This window comes from Mesorhizobium sp. M0621, assembly GCF_040320745.1.
GTDB lineage: Bacteria > Pseudomonadota > Alphaproteobacteria > Rhizobiales > Rhizobiaceae > Mesorhizobium.
On sequence record NZ_JAMYQF010000014.1, the window covers coordinates 65,744 to 82,093 of the forward strand.

14 protein-coding genes are annotated in these 16,350 nt (G+C 62.9%); 12 read left to right on the plus strand and 2 right to left on the minus strand.

The features are described 5' to 3' along the window. The first annotated feature begins 1 nt into the window (after position 1). From NKI38_RS12660 to NKI38_RS12690, 7 genes are all read left to right on the plus strand, one after another. Positions 2-1,402, plus strand: a complete 1,401-nt coding sequence (locus tag NKI38_RS12660) for a pyruvate dehydrogenase complex E1 component subunit beta (protein WP_352657946.1) — start codon at positions 2-4, stop codon at positions 1,400-1,402. Positions 1,403-1,420: 18 nt separating this feature from the next. Then, positions 1,421-2,830, plus strand: a complete 1,410-nt coding sequence (locus NKI38_RS12665; RefSeq protein ID WP_352657948.1) for a pyruvate dehydrogenase complex dihydrolipoamide acetyltransferase — start codon at positions 1,421-1,423, stop codon at positions 2,828-2,830. A 78-nt stretch (positions 2,831-2,908) separates the two neighbouring features. Then, on the plus strand, positions 2,909-3,544 hold the full coding sequence (locus NKI38_RS12670; protein WP_352657951.1) for an SGNH/GDSL hydrolase family protein: 636 nt from the start codon (positions 2,909-2,911) through the stop codon (positions 3,542-3,544). 16 nt (positions 3,545-3,560) lie between these two features. Further along, positions 3,561-5,006 (plus strand): dihydrolipoyl dehydrogenase, encoded by a 1,446-nt coding sequence (lpdA, locus tag NKI38_RS12675; protein WP_352657954.1) that lies wholly within the window; start codon positions 3,561-3,563, stop codon positions 5,004-5,006. Positions 5,007-5,095: 89 nt separating this feature from the next. Beyond that, positions 5,096-5,353 (plus strand): GlsB/YeaQ/YmgE family stress response membrane protein, encoded by a 258-nt coding sequence (locus NKI38_RS12680; RefSeq protein ID WP_183452659.1) that lies wholly within the window; start codon positions 5,096-5,098, stop codon positions 5,351-5,353. Between the two features lie 138 nt (positions 5,354-5,491). Further along, entirely contained in the window at positions 5,492-6,457 is a 966-nt protein-coding gene (gene lipA / locus NKI38_RS12685; RefSeq protein WP_352657957.1) for a lipoyl synthase, read from the plus strand. A 12-nt stretch (positions 6,458-6,469) separates the two neighbouring features. Then, complete coding sequence (locus tag NKI38_RS12690; RefSeq protein WP_352634489.1) at positions 6,470-6,928, plus strand: type II toxin-antitoxin system RatA family toxin; 459 nt, start codon at positions 6,470-6,472, stop codon at positions 6,926-6,928. On the opposite strand, the gene NKI38_RS12695 is transcribed toward NKI38_RS12690, so the two are convergent. Continuing rightward, positions 6,904-7,413, minus strand: a complete 510-nt coding sequence (locus tag NKI38_RS12695; RefSeq protein ID WP_352657959.1) for a CinA family protein — start codon at positions 7,411-7,413, stop codon at positions 6,904-6,906. The genes NKI38_RS12690 and NKI38_RS12695 overlap by 25 nt on opposite strands. Next, positions 7,410-8,639, minus strand: coding sequence for a bifunctional 2-C-methyl-D-erythritol 4-phosphate cytidylyltransferase/2-C-methyl-D-erythritol 2,4-cyclodiphosphate synthase (locus NKI38_RS12700; RefSeq protein WP_352657962.1), 1,230 nt, complete (start codon positions 8,637-8,639; stop codon positions 7,410-7,412). Before NKI38_RS12700 ends, NKI38_RS12695 begins: the two co-directional genes overlap by 4 nt. A 262-nt stretch (positions 8,640-8,901) precedes the next feature. Between NKI38_RS12700 and dusB the strand changes: the two genes are divergently transcribed. The 5 genes from dusB (at position 8,902) to ntrX (ending at position 16,292) form a co-directional block, all read left to right on the plus strand. Continuing rightward, positions 8,902-9,933: a tRNA dihydrouridine synthase DusB gene (gene dusB, locus NKI38_RS12705; protein WP_352658083.1), complete on the plus strand. Its 1,032-nt coding sequence runs from the start codon at positions 8,902-8,904 to the stop codon at positions 9,931-9,933. Then, the gene (locus NKI38_RS12710) at positions 9,930-11,072 is read left to right on the plus strand and encodes a two-component system sensor histidine kinase NtrB (RefSeq protein WP_352657964.1); all 1,143 of its coding nucleotides are present in this window, start codon (positions 9,930-9,932) and stop codon (positions 11,070-11,072) included. The genes dusB and NKI38_RS12710 overlap by 4 nt, the downstream gene beginning before the upstream one ends. Further along, positions 11,069-12,529 (plus strand): nitrogen regulation protein NR(I), encoded by a 1,461-nt coding sequence (gene ntrC, locus NKI38_RS12715; protein ID WP_023757916.1) that lies wholly within the window; start codon positions 11,069-11,071, stop codon positions 12,527-12,529. Before NKI38_RS12710 ends, ntrC begins: the two co-directional genes overlap by 4 nt. 126 nt (positions 12,530-12,655) lie before the next feature. Beyond that, on the plus strand, positions 12,656-14,941 hold the full coding sequence (locus NKI38_RS12720) for a sensor histidine kinase NtrY-like (protein WP_352657967.1): 2,286 nt from the start codon (positions 12,656-12,658) through the stop codon (positions 14,939-14,941). Further along, on the plus strand, positions 14,931-16,292 hold the full coding sequence (gene ntrX / locus NKI38_RS12725) for a nitrogen assimilation response regulator NtrX (protein WP_352634502.1): 1,362 nt from the start codon (positions 14,931-14,933) through the stop codon (positions 16,290-16,292). The genes NKI38_RS12720 and ntrX overlap by 11 nt, the downstream gene beginning before the upstream one ends. Positions 16,293-16,350: the final 58 nt, after the last annotated feature.

Here is a 16,350-nt window from a genome sequence, read left to right on the forward strand (position 1 = left end):
CATGCCGATCGAAATTCTCATGCCCGCTCTCTCGCCGACCATGGAAGAGGGCAATCTTTCCAAGTGGTTGAAGAACGAGGGCGACAAGGTCGTCGCTGGCGACGTCATCGCCGAGATCGAAACCGACAAGGCGACGATGGAAGTCGAAGCCGTTGACGAAGGCACGCTGGGCAAGATCCTGATTGCCGCCGGCACCGAAGGCGTCAAGGTCAACACGCCGATCGCAGTGCTGCTGCAGGACGGCGAAAGTGCCGGTGATATCGGCAAGTCCGCGGCTCCCGCCAAGGCGGAAGCACCTGCAAAGGCGGAGGCTCCGGCCGCCGAGGACAAGGCAGAGGCCGCAAAGCCCGCCGCCGCACCGGTGGCTGCCGCCCCCAAGACGGAAATCGCCGCCGATCCGGACATTCCGGCGGGCACGGAAATGGTCTCGACCACGGTGCGCGAGGCACTGCGCGACGCGATGGCCGAGGAAATGCGCCGCGACGGCGATGTCTTCGTCATGGGCGAGGAAGTCGCCGAGTACCAGGGCGCCTACAAGATCACGCAAGGGCTGCTGCAGGAGTTCGGGCCGCGGCGCGTCGTCGATACGCCGATCACCGAGCATGGCTTTGCCGGTGTCGGCGTGGGTGCGGCGATGGCCGGCCTGAAGCCGATCGTCGAGTTCATGACCTTCAACTTCGCCATGCAGGCGATCGATCAGATCATCAACTCGGCCGCCAAGACGCTCTATATGTCGGGCGGCCAGATGGGCGCGCCGATCGTGTTCCGTGGACCGAACGGTGCCGCTGCCCGCGTCGCCGCCCAGCATTCGCAGTGCTACGCGGCGTGGTACAGCCACATTCCGGGCCTGAAAGTGGTGATGCCCTACACCGCCGCCGACGCCAAGGGCTTGCTCAAGGCGGCTATCCGCGACCCCAATCCGATTATCTTCCTCGAGAACGAGATCCTCTACGGGCAGTCCTTCGACGTCCCTAAGCTGGACGATTTCGTGTTGCCGATCGGCAAGGCGCGCATCCACAAATCAGGCAAGGATGTTACCCTCGTCTCCTTCGGCATCGGTATGACCTATGCGGTCAAGGCTGAGGCCGAGTTGCGCGGCATGGGTATCGACGTCGAGATCATCGATCTCAGAACCGTCCGCCCGCTGGACCTCGACACCATCATCGCCTCGGTGAAGAAGACCAACCGGCTGATCGTTGTGGAAGAGGGATATCCGCAGAACTCGGTCGGCGACCATATCGCCAACCAGGTGTCGCAGCGCGCCTTCGATTTCCTCGACGCACCGGTGATCACCATTGCCGGCAAGGATGTGCCGATGCCCTATGCGGCCAACCTCGAGAAACTGGCTCTGCCAAACGTCGGCGAGGTCATCGAGGCGGTCAAAGCCGTCACGTATCGCTGAACCGGGCGGGAGGACAAAATGCCAATCAACATCACCATGCCGGCCCTGTCGCCCACGATGGAAGAGGGCAATCTGTCCAAGTGGCTCGTGAAGGAAGGCGACAAGGTTTCGCCGGGCGACGTCATCGCCGAGATCGAGACCGACAAGGCGACGATGGAGGTCGAGGCCGTCGATGAGGGCACGGTTGCCAAGCTCGTCGTTCCCGCCGGCACCGAGGGTGTCAAGGTCAACGCGCTGATCGCCGTGCTCGCGGCCGAAGGTGAGGACGCTGGCGCCGTCGCGAAAAGCGATGGTGCTGCTGCACCAGCGAAAGCCGAGGCCAAGCAGGATAAAGCGCCAATCTCCCCACCTGTGGGGGAGATGTCAGCCAAGTCGACAGAGGGGGGCGCTGTCCCGCCCGCGTCTCAGCCTGTCACGCCCCCCTCTGGCCTGCCGGCCATCCCACCCACAAGGGGGGAGATCAGCCAATCGTCGGGCGAACGCACTTTTGCCTCGCCGCTTGCCCGCCGTATTGCCAAGGAGGCCGGCGTCGATGTGTCCGCCGTGACCGGCACCGGCCCGCATGGCCGTGTGGTGAAGGCCGATGTCGATGCCGCGATTGCCGGTGGTGGCGCCAAGGCGCCGGCCGCAAAGGCCGCACCTGTCGGCGCTCCGGCTGCTGCCCCTGCGGTAAAGGCGATGTCGGACGATCAGGTGCTGAAACTGTTCGAGGCTGGCTCGTACGATCTGGTCCCGCATGACAACATGCGCAAGACCATCGCGCGGCGTCTGGTCGAGGCCAAGACCACCATCCCGCATTTCTACCTGACGCTCGACTGCGAACTTGATGCACTCTTGGCACTGCGCACGCAGATCAACGCGGCAGCCCCGGTGAAGAAAACCGACAAGGGTGATGCACCGGCCTACAAGCTGTCGGTCAACGACATGGTGATCAAGGCGATGGCGATGGCCTTGAAGGCGGTGCCGGATGCCAATGCGTCGTGGACGGAAAGCGCCATGGTCAAGCACAAGCATGCCGATGTCGGCGTTGCCGTGTCTATCCCGGGTGGCTTGATCACCCCGATCATTCGGCATGCGGACGAAAAGACACTCTCCACCATCTCCAACGAGATGAAGGATCTGGCCAGCCGCGCACGCAGCCGCAAGCTGAAGCCGGAAGAGTATCAGGGTGGCACCACGGCGGTGTCCAACCTCGGCATGTTCGGCATCAAGGACTTTGCCGCCGTCATCAACCCGCCGCATGCCACCATCCTGGCCGTTGGCGCCGGCGAGGAGCGGGCGGTGGTCAAGAACGGCGAGATCAAAATCGCCACCGTGATGTCGGTGACATTGTCGACCGACCATCGCGCCGTCGACGGCGCGCTTGGTGCCGAACTGCTGGTCGCCTTCAAGCGGCTGGTCGAGAATCCGATGGGCATGCTGGTCTAACCTGGCCACCGTGCTGGTTCACTGGCTGTTCGTGCGCTTGCGGTTGAGGCGCGGTTTGATCAAGGCACAGGTGGGCGCATGAAGACGGTTCTTTGCTACGGCGACTCGCTGACCTGGGGCTACAATGCCGAAGGCGGCCGCCATGCGCTGGAAGACCGCTGGCCGAGCGTGCTGCAGGCCATACTCGGTGGTGGTGTCGAAGTCATCGCCGAAGGCCTCAATGGCCGCACCACGGCGTTCGACGACCATCTGGCTGGTGCCGATCGAAATGGTGCACGGGTGCTGCCGACGGTCCTGACGACGCATGCGCCGATCGACCTGATTGTCATCATGCTCGGCGCCAATGACATGAAGCCCTGGATCCACGGCAATCCGGTCGCGGCCAAGCAAGGCATAGAGCGGTTGATCGACATCGTGCGCGGTCACGACTACCCGTTCGACTGGCCGGCGCCGCAGATCCTGATCGTTTCGCCGCCCGCGGTCAGCCGCACCGACAATGCCGAATTCAAGGAAATGTTTGCCGGCGGCGACGACGCTTCGGCCCGGCTGGCGCCGCTCTACGCTGCCCTTGCCGATGAGGCTGGTTGCGGCTTTTTTGACGCCGGCACGGTGGCGCAAACCACCCCACTCGACGGTGTTCACCTCGACGCCGAAAACACGCGAAACATTGGCAAGGCGCTGACGCCGCTCGTGCGCGTCATGCTGGAACTGTGATTCAAGGAGAAAAACCGTGGCTGAGAACTACGACGTCATCATCATCGGCTCCGGCCCCGGCGGCTATGTCACGGCGGTGCGTTCCGCCCAGCTTGGCTTCAAGACGGCGATTGTCGAGCGCGAGCATCTCGGTGGCATCTGCCTCAACTGGGGTTGCATCCCGACCAAGGCGCTGCTGCGCTCGGCCGAGATCATGCATTATTCGGATCATCTGAAGGATTACGGGCTGAAGCTCGACGGCAAGGTCAGCGTCGACACGTCGGCCGTGGTCGACCGCTCGCGGAAAGTCTCGCTGCGGCTCAATGGCGGCGTCGCCTTCCTGATGAAGAAGAACAAAGTCGATGTCATCTGGGGCGAGGCCAAGCTCTCCAAGCCTGGTGAGATCGTCGTGTCCAAGACGGCCAAGAAGCCGATGGAGCCACAGCCGCCGGTACCGAAAGGCGTCAAGGGCGAGGGCACCTACACCGCCAAGCACATCATCCTGGCGACCGGAGCCCGGCCGCGCGCGCTGCCCGGCATCGAGCCGGACGGCAAGCTGATCTGGACCTATTTCGAGGCCATGGTGCCGAAGGAGATGCCAAAGTCGCTGCTGGTCATGGGCTCTGGCGCCATCGGCATCGAGTTCGCCTCCTTCTACCGCACCATGGGTGCCGATGTGACCGTTGTCGAACTGCTGCCGGCGGTGATGCCGGTCGAGGACGCCGAGGTCTCGAAATTCGCGCAAAAGCAGTTCGAGAAGCAAGGCATGAAGATCATCCTTGAAGCCAAGGTGACCAAGGTCGAGAAGGGTGCCAACTCGGTCACCGCGCATGTCGAGATGAAGGACGGCAAGGTCGAGAAGATCACCGCCGACCGCATGATCTCGGCCGTCGGCGTGCAGGGCAACATCGAGAATCTCGGACTTGAAACGCTCGGCGTGAAGACTGAGCGCGGCTGCGTCGTCGTCGACGGTTACGGCAAGACCAATGTGCCCGGCATCTACGCCATCGGCGATGTCGCCGGCCCGCCAATGCTCGCCCACAAGGCCGAGCATGAGGGCGTGGTGTGCGTCGAAAAGATCGCCGATTTCCCCGGCGTGCATGCCACCGACAAGCTCAAGATTCCAGGCTGCACCTACTGCAATCCGCAGGTCGCCTCCGTCGGGCTGACGGAAGCGAAGGCCAAGGCAGAAGGCAAGGATATCCGGGTCGGGCGCTTCCAGTTCGCCGCCAATGGCAAGGCCATCGCGCTCGGTGAGGACCAGGGCTTCATCAAGACCATCTTCGACAAGAAAAACGGCCAACTGCTCGGCGCGCACATGGTCGGCGCCGAAGTGACCGAACTGATCCAGGGCTTTGTCGTGGCGATGAACTTGGAGACGACCGAGGAAGAATTGATGCACACCATCTTCCCGCATCCGACGCTGTCGGAGATGATGAAGGAAAGCGTGCTCGACGCCTATGGCCGCGCGCTGAACGCGTGATAAATTAAACGTGCTGGAACCAATGGAATCCGGCGGCAAGGTACTTCGTTTGCGAATGCATTTTCACCCATCACACAAGGAGAAGGCATATGCACTTGAATGGCGTCGGCTGGATTGCAGCAATCATCATCGGCGGTCTTGCGGGCTGGTTCGCCGAAATGGTCATGAAGAGCAACACCGGCATCCTTATGAACATTGTTATGGGCATCGTCGGCGCGGTCGTGCTGAACGCCATTCTTCAGGCACTCAATTTCGGCCCGTTCGGCGTCGGCTGGACTGCCTATCTGATAACCGGCTTCATCGGCGCCTGCCTGCTGATCTGGGCAGGGCGTCTGGTGCGCCGTTAACATCGCTGAAGAGCGGCTATGCGAAAAAGGCTGCCGCGCCATGCACTGCGGCGGCCTTTTTCTTTGCGTTGAAAAGTCTTAGATGACGTCATGACAGCGAACGCCTGACTGGCGGTCGCGAACGAACCAGGTTTCCCGATGGTCACTGTCCTCGATACGATTGCCAACGCACCGCGCTTGCGGCATCCGGAAAAGGCGCACAAGCCGGATCAGGATGTACTGCGCAAGCCCGACTGGATCCGCGTCAAGGCGCCGATGTCGAAGGGCTATGCCGAAACGCGCGAGATCGTGAAGTCGCACAAGCTGGTGACGGTCTGCGAAGAGGCCGGCTGCCCCAATATCGGCGAGTGCTGGGAAAAGAAGCACGCCACCTTCATGATCATGGGCGAGATCTGCACACGCGCCTGCGCGTTCTGCAACGTCGCCACCGGAATTCCGACAGCACTTGATCCCGATGAGCCGGCCCGCGTCGCCCACGCCGTCAAGCAGATGGGCCTGACCCATGTCGTCATCACCTCGGTCGACCGCGACGATCTCGCCGATGGCGGCGCACAGCATTTCGCCGAGGTTATCCGCGCCATCAGGGCGGCAACGCCGTTGACGACGATCGAAATCCTGACGCCCGACTTCCTGCGCAAGGAAGGCGCGCTGGAGATCGTCGTGGCGGCCAAGCCCGACGTCTTCAACCACAATCTCGAAACCGTGCCGTCGAACTATCTGACAGTTCGTCCGGGCGCCCGCTATTTCCATTCGATCCGGCTGTTGCAGCGGGTCAAGGAACTCGACCCGTCGATCTTCACCAAGTCCGGCATCATGGTGGGTCTCGGCGAGGAGCGGAACGAAATCCTGCAGCTGATGGACGATCTGCGTTCGGCCAATGTCGACTTCATGACCATCGGCCAGTATCTGCAGCCGTCGAAGAAGCACCATCCGGTGATCCGCTTCGTCACGCCGGAGGAGTTCAAGTCCTTCGAGACGATCGGCCGGACCAAGGGTTTCCTGCTGGTGGCGTCGAGCCCGCTGACGCGCTCGTCGCATCACGCCGGCGACGATTTCGCCCGGCTGCGCGCGGCGCGGGAAGCGCTTCTCAAGAAATCAGCTTAACCAGCTGATTTCATGCCAAAATTCGAAGCCACGCGTCGCGTATCCCACACTCCGCAACAGATGTTTGCACTTGTTGCCGACATCGAGGCCTATCCGCAATTCCTGCCGCTTTGCGAAGCGCTGACAGTTCGCTCGCGCAAGGAGCGGGACGGACGCACCGTTCTCCTCGCCGACATGAGCATCGGCTACAAGGCGATCCGCGAAACCTTCACCACGCAGGTGCTGTTGAAACCCGACGAGAACGCCATCGACGTGAAGTACATCGATGGCCCGTTCAAATATCTGAGCAATGTCTGGCGTTTCGAACCCGACGGCACTGGCTGCGCCGTCCGCTTTTTCATCGACTACGAGTTCAAGAGCAGGATTCTCGGCGCGGTGATGGGAACCATGTTCGATCGCGCCTTCCGCATGTTCGCCGAGGCTTTCGAGAAACGCGCCGACGTTATCTATGGTGCAGCACCCTCGGCCTGACTCTGGCCAAGCGCGCGCAGACCCAGCTCCAACGCGTGCCGGACCGTTTCACGGCGGATGAAATCGCGACCCTTGTCGGCAAACAGCCTGTGTTCGGCGGTCACGGTGTGGCCGCCCAGCCCGACGCCGAACCAAACCAGGCCGACAGGCTTTTCCGCCGAACCGCCGCCGGGGCCGGCAATGCCGGTGACCGCCAGGGTCAACCCGGCGCGCGAACGGGTAAGCGCGCCTTTCGCCATCTCGATCGCCGTCTCGCGGGAAACCGCGCCATGCGCCTCGAGCGTGACGGTTAAAACACCGAGCATGTCCATCTTGGCTTCGTTGGAATAGGTGATGAAGCCGCGATCGACCACAGTGGAAGAACCGGCGATGTCGGTGAGCGCGGCGATGATCATGCCGCCGGTGCAGCTTTCCGCCGTTGCCAGCATGATGCCGCGCTTCTGGCAGGCTTGCAGCAGGGCATTTGCCAGATCGGTGTTGCTCATTCCGGCACCTCGCCGGGAAACACCACGCTGGCGGTGGCAATCGCGGCTATGCCTTCCTCGCGCCCGACAAAGCCGAGCTTTTCATTGGTTGTCGCCTTGATCGAGATGCGGTCCGGTGAAATTGCCAGCATTCGCGACAGGGCCGCGGTCATCGCCTCGCGATGCGGGCCGACGCGCGGTGCCTCGCAGATCAGCGTGATATCGGCATTGGCGATGCGGCCGCCGCGCTCGCGCACCAGTCTTGCCGCGTGCTCGACGAATATCCGGGATGCAGCGCCTTTCCACTGTGGGTCGGACGGCGGAAAATGGGTGCCGATGTCGCCGGCGCCGCAAGTCGCCAGCAGCGCGTCGGTCAAGGCGTGCAGGCCGACATCGGCGTCGGAATGGCCGGACAGTTTCTTGTCATGAGCAATGGCGACGCCGCACAGGGTGACATGGTCGCCGGGTTCGAAGGCGTGGACGTCGTAGCCATTGCCGGTACGGATGTCGGGAAAGCGCACGCGTTCGCCGGAAAGCCGCTGGTCCGCCATCGCAATGTCCCGTGCCCAGGTGAGTTTGACATTGTCGGGCGAGCCCGGAACGATCTTTACCGGAATATGCGCCCATTCGGCGATCGCGGCGTCGTCGGTGAAATCTGTTTTTCCCAGATGATGGGCTTTCTCGTGCGCGGCAAGGATGGGCCAGAACGGAAAGCCCTGTGGCGTTTGGGCCGCGTGAAGCCCGCTGCGGGAAACGGTTTCGCCAACCACGCCGGAGGCCGACTCACGCTTCAGCGTGTCGGCGACGGGCAAAGCGGGCAACGCTCCCTCGCGCTCGCCGATGGCGGCGATCGTGCGGTCGATTAGGTCCGCGTCGACGAACGGACGGACGGCGTCGTGGATCAGAACCTGCGCCGGCGCGTGGCCTCTCAATGCAAGCAGCCCGAGCCGGACGGACTCCTGCCTGGTTGCCCCACCAATAATGGCGGTGACACGCTCGGCGTCGGGGCCCGCCGCCTGCAGGAACAGCTCGTGGTCGTCGGCATGGATAGCGACAACGACCTCGCTGGTTCGCGGGTGAGCCAGAAAAATTTCCAGCGTGTGTGCGATGACGGCATAGCCGCCAATGTGCTGATATTGCTTCGGTCCATTGGCCTGCCCGGCGCGCGCGCCGCGGCCGGCCGCAACGATCACCACAGCGACCTTGCCATCCGCACTCGAAACGTGATTTTCACTTGCGTCAGTCATGCCTGGTTGGTCCTAGCGCACGATCCCGAAAAGTGTAATCGGTTTTCGGAAAGATCGTGCGCTAAGTATGAAATTCCAAAGCGTCCTTTGCGCGTCCCAAGGGACGCGCGGCGCTTTGGTCGCGGCCAAAGCCGAAGGCCAGCATTTTCCCAATTGCGCCTTAATGTGGCGTCATTCCGCGTTGCACATTGCCGCAGTTCTGGCTAGAGAATGTGCAACGAATGAACATGCTTGGTTTTTGTGCATGGTTAACTTGACCAAATTGCCTGACTTGACCAAATTGGCAGGGCCGCTTGATGTCGGCGGTGTGAGAATCCGCAATCGCGTGTTCCTCGCGCCGATGTCGGGGATTACAGATGAGCCGTTCCGGCAGCGCGCCCACGCGCATGGCGCGGGCCTGGTCGTGTCCGAAATGGTGGCCAGCGGCGAGCTTGCCAAGGGCAGGGCCGGTTTCAACCTGCGCATACGCCACTCCGGCCTGCCGGTCCATATGGTCCAGCTTGCCGGCCGCGAGGCGGTGCACATGGCCGAAGGCGCCAGGTTAGCCGCCGGCGAGGGCGCCGACATCATCGATATCAATATGGGCTGCCCGGCCAAGAAGGTCACTGGCGGTTATGCCGGCTCGGCATTGATGCTGGATCTCGACCATGCGCTGTCGCTGATCGACGCCGTTGTGGGCGCGGTCGATGTGCCGGTGACGGTCAAGATGCGGCTCGGCTGGGACGAAGGCGCGCTCAACGCGCCGATGCTAGCGCGCCGCGCCGAGCAGGCCGGCGTCAAGATGGTGACCGTGCACGGCCGCACGCGTTGCCAGTTCTATCAGGGCAAGGCCGACTGGCGCGCCATTGCCCGCGTCAAGGAAGCCGTGTCCATCCCGGTCGTTGCCAATGGCGATGTTTCTTCGCCAGAGGAAGCCGCTGCTATTCTCGACCAATCCGGCGCCGACGCCGTGATGGTTGGCCGTGCGCACTACGGCGCGCCTTGGGTCGCCGGCAGCATCGCGGCGGCCGCGTTGGGCGAGGCTGTGCCAGGCATGCCCGACAGTCGGCAAGCGTTGGCCGCTTACATCGTCTCCCACTATGAGGACATGCTGGCGCTCTATGGCGTCGAGAGCGGCCTGCGCCAGGCGCGCAAGCATCTTGGATGGTATCTTGATCGTCATGCCAACGGCATCGCTGACGACGACAGCCGAAAGGCTATTCTGACCGCATTGGAGCCCGCGCGCGTCATTGCCTTGCTGCGCGACGTGTTTTCGCGCGATCCGCAACCCCTGAACCTGCGGAGCGCCGCATGAATGCCGCCGCTGCCCAAGGCGCTGAAATGGCGGATGCCGCCCAGATCGTGCTCAACACCATCCGTCGCCCGGTGATCATGATCAGCGAGGAAGGGTTCATCACCTTTGCCAACGCCGACGCGGAAGACTTTTTTCGCTCGAGCGCGACGATGCTGGCGCGCAACATGCTGTCCAAGCTCATTCCCTTCGGCAGCCCGCTGCTGACGCTGGTGGACCAGGTGCGCGAGCGTCGGGCTCCCGTCAACGAATACCGGGTCGATGTATCGTCGCCGCGCCTCGGCATCGAGAAGGTCGTCGATCTCTATGTCGCGCCGGTGCCGGAATTTCCGGGCTCCGTGGTGGTGATGTTCCAGGAGCGGTCGATGGCCGACAAGATCGACCGGCAGATGACACATCGGGGTGCGGCACGCTCGGTCACCGGCCTGGCAGCGATGCTCGCCCATGAGATCAAGAACCCGCTCTCCGGCATCCGGGGGGCCGCCCAGCTGCTCGAACTGTCGGCTTCCGACGAGGACCGCGCGCTGACGCGGCTGATCACCGACGAGACCGACCGCATCGTGTCGCTGGTCGACCGCATGGAGGTGTTTTCCGACGAGCGGCCGATCGATCGCTATCCCGTCAACATCCATGTCGTACTCGACCATGTGAAGGCAATCGCCAAGAACGGTTTTGCCAAGAGAATCAAGATAATGGAGGATTATGATCCTTCATTGCCTCCGGTATTCGCCAACCGCGATCAACTCATCCAAGTGTTCCTGAACCTGGTCAAGAATGCCGCCGAGGCGATCGGCAGCGACCCGCACGGCGAGATCGTGCTGTCGACAGCCTTCCGGCCGGGCATCCGTGTTTCCGTTCCGGGCACGCAGGACCGCGTCTCGCTGCCGCTGGAATTCTGCGTGCGCGACAATGGCTCCGGCGTGTCGGAAGATATTTTGCCGATCCTGTTCGACCCGTTCATCACCACCAAGCCGAACGGCTCGGGGTTGGGGCTGGCACTGGTCGCCAAGATCGTTGGCGAGCATGGCGGCATCATCGAATGCGAATCGACACCGCGCGGGACCACATTCCGCATCCTGATGCCGGCCTGGAAAGAGGCGCCATACGGCGCTGATGACGAAGGCGAAGGAGATCGCAAATGACCGTTCGCGGCAATATTCTCGTCGCCGACGACGATGCGGCGATCCGCACCGTCCTCAACCAGGCGCTGTCGCGTGTCGGCCATGAAGTGCGCGTCACCTCCAACGCCTCGACTTTGTGGCGCTGGGTGGCGGCGGGCGAGGGCGATCTGGTCATCACCGATGTGGTCATGCCCGATGAAAACGCCTTCGACATGCTGCCGCGCATCAAGAAGGCGCGGCCGGAACTGCCGGTTATCGTCATGAGCGCCCAAAACACCTTCATGACGGCGATCCGCGCCTCCGAAACCGGCGCCTACGAATACCTGCCGAAGCCGTTCGACCTGACCGAACTTCTCAACATCGTCAATCGCGCGCTTTCCGAGCCGCGGCGGCCGAAGATCGATGCGCGGCCGGAAGAACAGCCAGACGCCATGCCGCTGGTCGGCCGCTCCGCCGCCATGCAGGACATCTACCGCATGCTGGCGCGCATGATGCAGACCGACCTGACGGTGATGATCTCGGGCGAATCCGGCACCGGCAAGGAACTGGTGGCGCGCGCGCTGCATGAATATGGCCGCCGTCGCGGCGGGCCGTTCGTTGCCATCAACATGGCGGCGATCCCGCGCGATCTGATCGAATCGGAACTGTTCGGCCACGAGAAGGGCGCCTTCACCGGCGCGCAGAACCGCTCCACCGGCCGCTTCGAGCAGGCCGAGGGCGGCACGCTATTCCTTGACGAGATCGGCGACATGCCGATGGAGGCGCAGACGCGCCTGCTGCGCGTCCTGCAGCAGGGCGAGTACACGACGGTCGGCGGGCGCACGCCGATCAAGACCGACGTGCGCATCGTCGCCGCCACCAACAAGGATCTGCGCACGCTGATCAACCAGGGGCTTTTCCGCGAGGATCTTTTCTATCGCCTCAACGTCGTGCCGCTCCGGCTGCCGGCGCTGCGCGAGCGCTCCGAAGACGTGCCGGACCTCGTCCGCCACTTCTTCAAGCTCGGCGAGATGGAAGGCCTGCAGACCAAGCGCATCTCGTCGGGCGGCATCGAACTGATGAAGCGCTATCCATGGCCAGGCAATGTGCGTGAACTGGAAAACCTCGTTCGCAGGCTCGCCGCGCTCTATTCGCAAGACGAGATTTCCGCCGAGATCATCGAAGCCGAACTCAAGACCGGCGAACGGCCGGTGGTGCCGGGCGGCGGCAATCTCATTCCCGACGACCTGTCGATCGGCCAGGCGGCCGAGCATTTCCTGCAGCGCTATTTCGCCTCCTTTGCCGGCGATTTGCCACCCGCAGGCCTCTACCAGCGCATTCTGGCCGAGGTCGAGTACCCGCTGGTCCTGGCCTCTATGACGGCTACCCGCGGCAATCAGATCAAGGCCGCGGAATTGCTGGGCTTGAACCGCAACACACTGCGCAAGAAGATCCGCGAACTCGGCGTCAACGTCTACAAATCGTCGCGGCAGGGCTGAGCCTGATCTGAGCGCGGTTTTTTCAGGGGACCGGCTCGCGAAAGATTTCCGTCTCGGTCACACTTGTTGCATAATCGCCACAATGCGTTGCATACATCCGACGCAATCATGGCTCTAGACGGCGACATGGCTCCGCAGGCACCGACAACAAATCAACCGCTTTTCAGCGAACCCGGCGCGCGTGACGGGCGCCGGCTGCTGGCGCTGCCCGGCGTGGTCGCGGTCGTCGGCGCGCTGATGACGGCGGCGATCTCGTTCACCATCCTGGTCGGCGCCACGCCGATCACCCCGAACGAGTCGACCACGCTGGCGCTGATTGCCCTCAACGCGGCTTTCGTGCTGTTCCTCATCGCGCTGGTCGGGCGTGAAGTGCACCGCATCCTGATGGCGCGCCGGCATGGCAAGGCCGCCTCGCGGCTGCATGTGCGCATCGTCGCCATGTTCGCTCTTGTTGCCGCCATTCCCGCGATCATGGTGGCCATCATCGCGTCGATCACGCTCGACATCGGCCTTGACCGCTGGTTCGAGATCCGCACCAAGACGATCGTCAATTCGTCGCTGTCGATCGCAGATGCCTATGTCCAGGAAAACGCCCGCAACCTCCAGGGCACGACCCTGTCGATGGCCTATGATCTCGACGCGTCGCGAACGCTCTACGGGCTTGATCGCACTGGCTTTCTCGACCTGATGAACAAGGAAGCCGTAGGCCGGTCGTTGGCCCATGCGGCGCTAATCAAGCCCGACGGCTCTTTCGTCATGAGTGCCAAGACCAATACGGATTTCGCCATGCCCGAGCCGCCGGAAGGCGCCGTGGCCAGCGCCGCCGACTTCAAGCCGGTGCTGATCGAGCCGAAAACGCGCAACATCATGGGCGCCATCGTCAAGCTGCGTGAGATCGAAGGGCTCTATCTCTACACCATTCGCCTGGTCGATCCCGAAGTGATCAAGGCGCGGCAGATCGTCAGGTCCAACACCGACGAATATCGCGGGCTGGAAGACAACCGCCGCACCTCGCAGGTGGCGTTCGCGCTGCCCTATCTGTCGCTGACGCTGATCATCATCCTGTCCGCGATCTGGACCGGCATCGCCGTCGCCGACCGTCTGGTGCGGCCCATTCGCCAGCTTATCGGTGCCGCTGACGAGGTCGCGACCGGCAATCTCGATGTCGCGGTTCCGGTCAGGCCATCGGATGGCGATGTCGCCTCGCTCGGCGATACATTCAACAAGATGCTTCTGGAGCTGAAATCACAACGTAACGAGATCCTGTCCGCGAAGGACCTGATCGATGAGAGGCGCCGCTTCTCGGAGGCCGTGCTTGCCGGCGTCACCGCCGGCGTCATCGGCGTCGATCCCTACGGCATCGTCACCATCGTCAACCGCTCGGCCGAGGCGATGCTGGCCATTTCAGCCAACGCCGCCCTTGGGCAGAACCTCTCAGCCGTGCTGCCGCATGTCGGCCGTGTCTTCGAAATCGGCCGCAAGTCCGGCAAACCCGTCTACCGCGAGCAGGTCACCTTCTACCGTGCGGGCGCCGAGCGGACCTTCAATGTGCAGATCACCATCGAGGCCGGCGATGACGGCTCGGAGGAAAAATCCTATGTCGTGACGGTCGACGACATCACCGATCTGGTGCAGGCGCAGCGCTCCTCCGCCTGGGCGGACGTGGCGCGGCGTATCGCCCACGAGATTAAGAACCCGCTGACGCCGATTCAGCTCTCGGCCGAACGCATCAAGCGCCGCTACGGCAAGGTGATTACCGAGGACCGCGAGGTTTTCGATCAATGCACCGACACCATCATCCGTCAGGTTGAGGATATCGGCCGTATGGTCGACGAGTTCTCGGCTTTCGCGCGCATGCCCAAGCCCGAGATGAAGGCTATCGACCTGCGCGAATCGCTGCGCGAGGCTTCGTTCCTGGTCGAAGTCAGCCGCGCCGACATCACTTTCGAGCGGATATTCGGCACCGAACCGCTCAAGGGTACCTTCGACAGCCGGCTGATGGCGCAGGCTTTCGGCAATGTGATCAAAAACGCCGCTGAGGCAATCGACGGATTGGAACAGAAGGATGGTTCGCACGGCATAATCCGGATTCAAGCGGGGCGTCAGAATGGTGCGATTCGAATCGACGTCATCGATAATGGCAAAGGTCTGCCGCGCGAGAATCGCCAACGGCTGCTCGAGCCCTACATGACAACGCGCGAGAAGGGCACCGGACTTGGCCTCGCTATCGTCAAGAAGATCGTGGAGGACCATGGCGGCAGGCTGGAACTACACGATGCTCCTGCGAACTTCCACGATGGGCGCGGCGCGATGATCAGCATCATCCTGCCGCCTGCGGCCGCCGCGGCTCCACGCGGCGAAAGCAGGACGGAAAACGAACGAGAAACTGAAAAGGTCGGTAATGGCGTCTGATATTCTCATCGTCGATGACGAGGAAGACATCCGTGAACTCGTTGCGGGCATACTGAGCGACGAAGGTCACGAAACCCGCACGGCATTCGATGCCGACAGCGCGCTCGCTGCTATAGCTGATCGCGCGCCGCGGCTGATTTTCCTCGACATCTGGCTGCAGGGCTCGCGCCTGGACGGGCTGGCGCTGCTCGACGAGATCAAGACGATGCACCCGACCTTGCCGGTGGTGATGATCTCCGGCCACGGCAACATCGAAACGGCGGTCTCCGCCATCCGTCGCGGCGCCTATGACTTCATCGAAAAGCCGTTCAAGGCCGACAGGCTGATCCTCATTGCCGAGCGTGCGCTTGAGACCTCGAAACTGCGGCGCGAGGTTTCCGACCTCAAGTTGCGCAGCGGCGAAACCTTCGATCTGATCGGCATGTCGTCGGCGATGAGCCAGTTGCGCCAGACCATCGAACGCGTGGCACCGACCAACAGCCGCGTGATGATCATCGGCCCGTCAGGCTCGGGCAAGGAACTGGCCGCGCGCGCCATCCACACGCTGTCGGCGCGTAAGGGCGCACCTTTCGTGACGCTGAGCGCCGCCAACATCACGCCCGAGCGCATGGAGATCGAGCTGTTCGGCACCGAATCGAACGGCGTCGAGCGCAAGGTCGGCGCGCTCGAGGAGGCCCATCGCGGCATTCTCTACATCGACGAAGTGGCCGACATGCCGCGCGAGACGCAGAACAAGATCCTGCGCGTGCTGGTCGAGCAGCAGTTCGAGCGGGTAGGGGGCACCAAGCGGGTCAAGGTCGATGTCCGCATCATCTCCTCGACCTCGCAGAACCTCGAAGCGATGATCGCCGACGGCCGTTTCCGCGAGGATCTCTATCATCGCCTGGCGGTGGTTCCGGTCATGGTGCCGGGACTGGCCGAGCGGCGCGAGGACATTCCCTATCTCGTCGACAATTTCATGAAGCAGATCGCCCGTCAGGCCGGCATCAAGCCGCGCCGCATCGGCGACGACGCGTTGGCCGTGCTGCAGGCGCACAACTGGCCGGGCAACGTCCGCCAGCTGCGCAACAATGTCGAGCGCCTGATGATCCTGGCGCGCGGCGACAACGTCGATGCGCCAATCACCGCGGATCTGTTGCCGGCCGAGATCGGCGATGTCATGCCGCGCACGCCGAATCAATCCGACCAGCACATCATGGCGCTGCCGTTACGCGAGGCGCGCGAACAATTCGAGAAGGACTACCTGATCGCCCAGATCAATCGGTTCGGCGGCAACATCTCGAAAACCGCCGAGTTCATCGGCATGGAGCGCTCCGCTTTGCACCGCAAGCTGAAGTCGCTGGGCGTCTGAGCACGGCATCCAGCCATCCGCACTTGGGCCAAGCATTTGCCGGTTACGGCGGCGGCGG

Bases quoted from the DNA above. Each gene is read 5' to 3' on its own strand.
- NKI38_RS12680 (WP_183452659.1), top strand. From the start codon at position 5,096: ATGCACTTGAATGGCGTCGGCTGGATTGCAGCAATCATCATCGGCGGT.
- ntrC (WP_023757916.1), top strand. From the start codon at position 11,069: ATGACCGTTCGCGGCAATATTCTCGTCGCCGACGACGATGCGGCGATC.
- NKI38_RS12670 (WP_352657951.1), top strand. From the start codon at position 2,909: ATGAAGACGGTTCTTTGCTACGGCGACTCGCTGACCTGGGGCTACAAT.
- NKI38_RS12665 (WP_352657948.1), top strand. From the start codon at position 1,421: ATGCCAATCAACATCACCATGCCGGCCCTGTCGCCCACGATGGAAGAG.
- ntrX (WP_352634502.1), top strand. From the start codon at position 14,931: ATGGCGTCTGATATTCTCATCGTCGATGACGAGGAAGACATCCGTGAA.
- NKI38_RS12700 (WP_352657962.1), bottom strand. From the start codon at position 8,639: ATGACTGACGCAAGTGAAAATCACGTTTCGAGTGCGGATGGCAAGGTC.
- NKI38_RS12690 (WP_352634489.1), top strand. From the start codon at position 6,470: ATGCCAAAATTCGAAGCCACGCGTCGCGTATCCCACACTCCGCAACAG.
- lipA (WP_352657957.1), top strand. From the start codon at position 5,492: ATGGTCACTGTCCTCGATACGATTGCCAACGCACCGCGCTTGCGGCAT.
- NKI38_RS12660 (WP_352657946.1), top strand. From the start codon at position 2: ATGCCGATCGAAATTCTCATGCCCGCTCTCTCGCCGACCATGGAAGAG.
- NKI38_RS12710 (WP_352657964.1), top strand. From the start codon at position 9,930: ATGAATGCCGCCGCTGCCCAAGGCGCTGAAATGGCGGATGCCGCCCAG.
- NKI38_RS12720 (WP_352657967.1), top strand. From the start codon at position 12,656: ATGGCTCCGCAGGCACCGACAACAAATCAACCGCTTTTCAGCGAACCC.
- NKI38_RS12695 (WP_352657959.1), bottom strand. From the start codon at position 7,413: ATGAGCAACACCGATCTGGCAAATGCCCTGCTGCAAGCCTGCCAGAAG.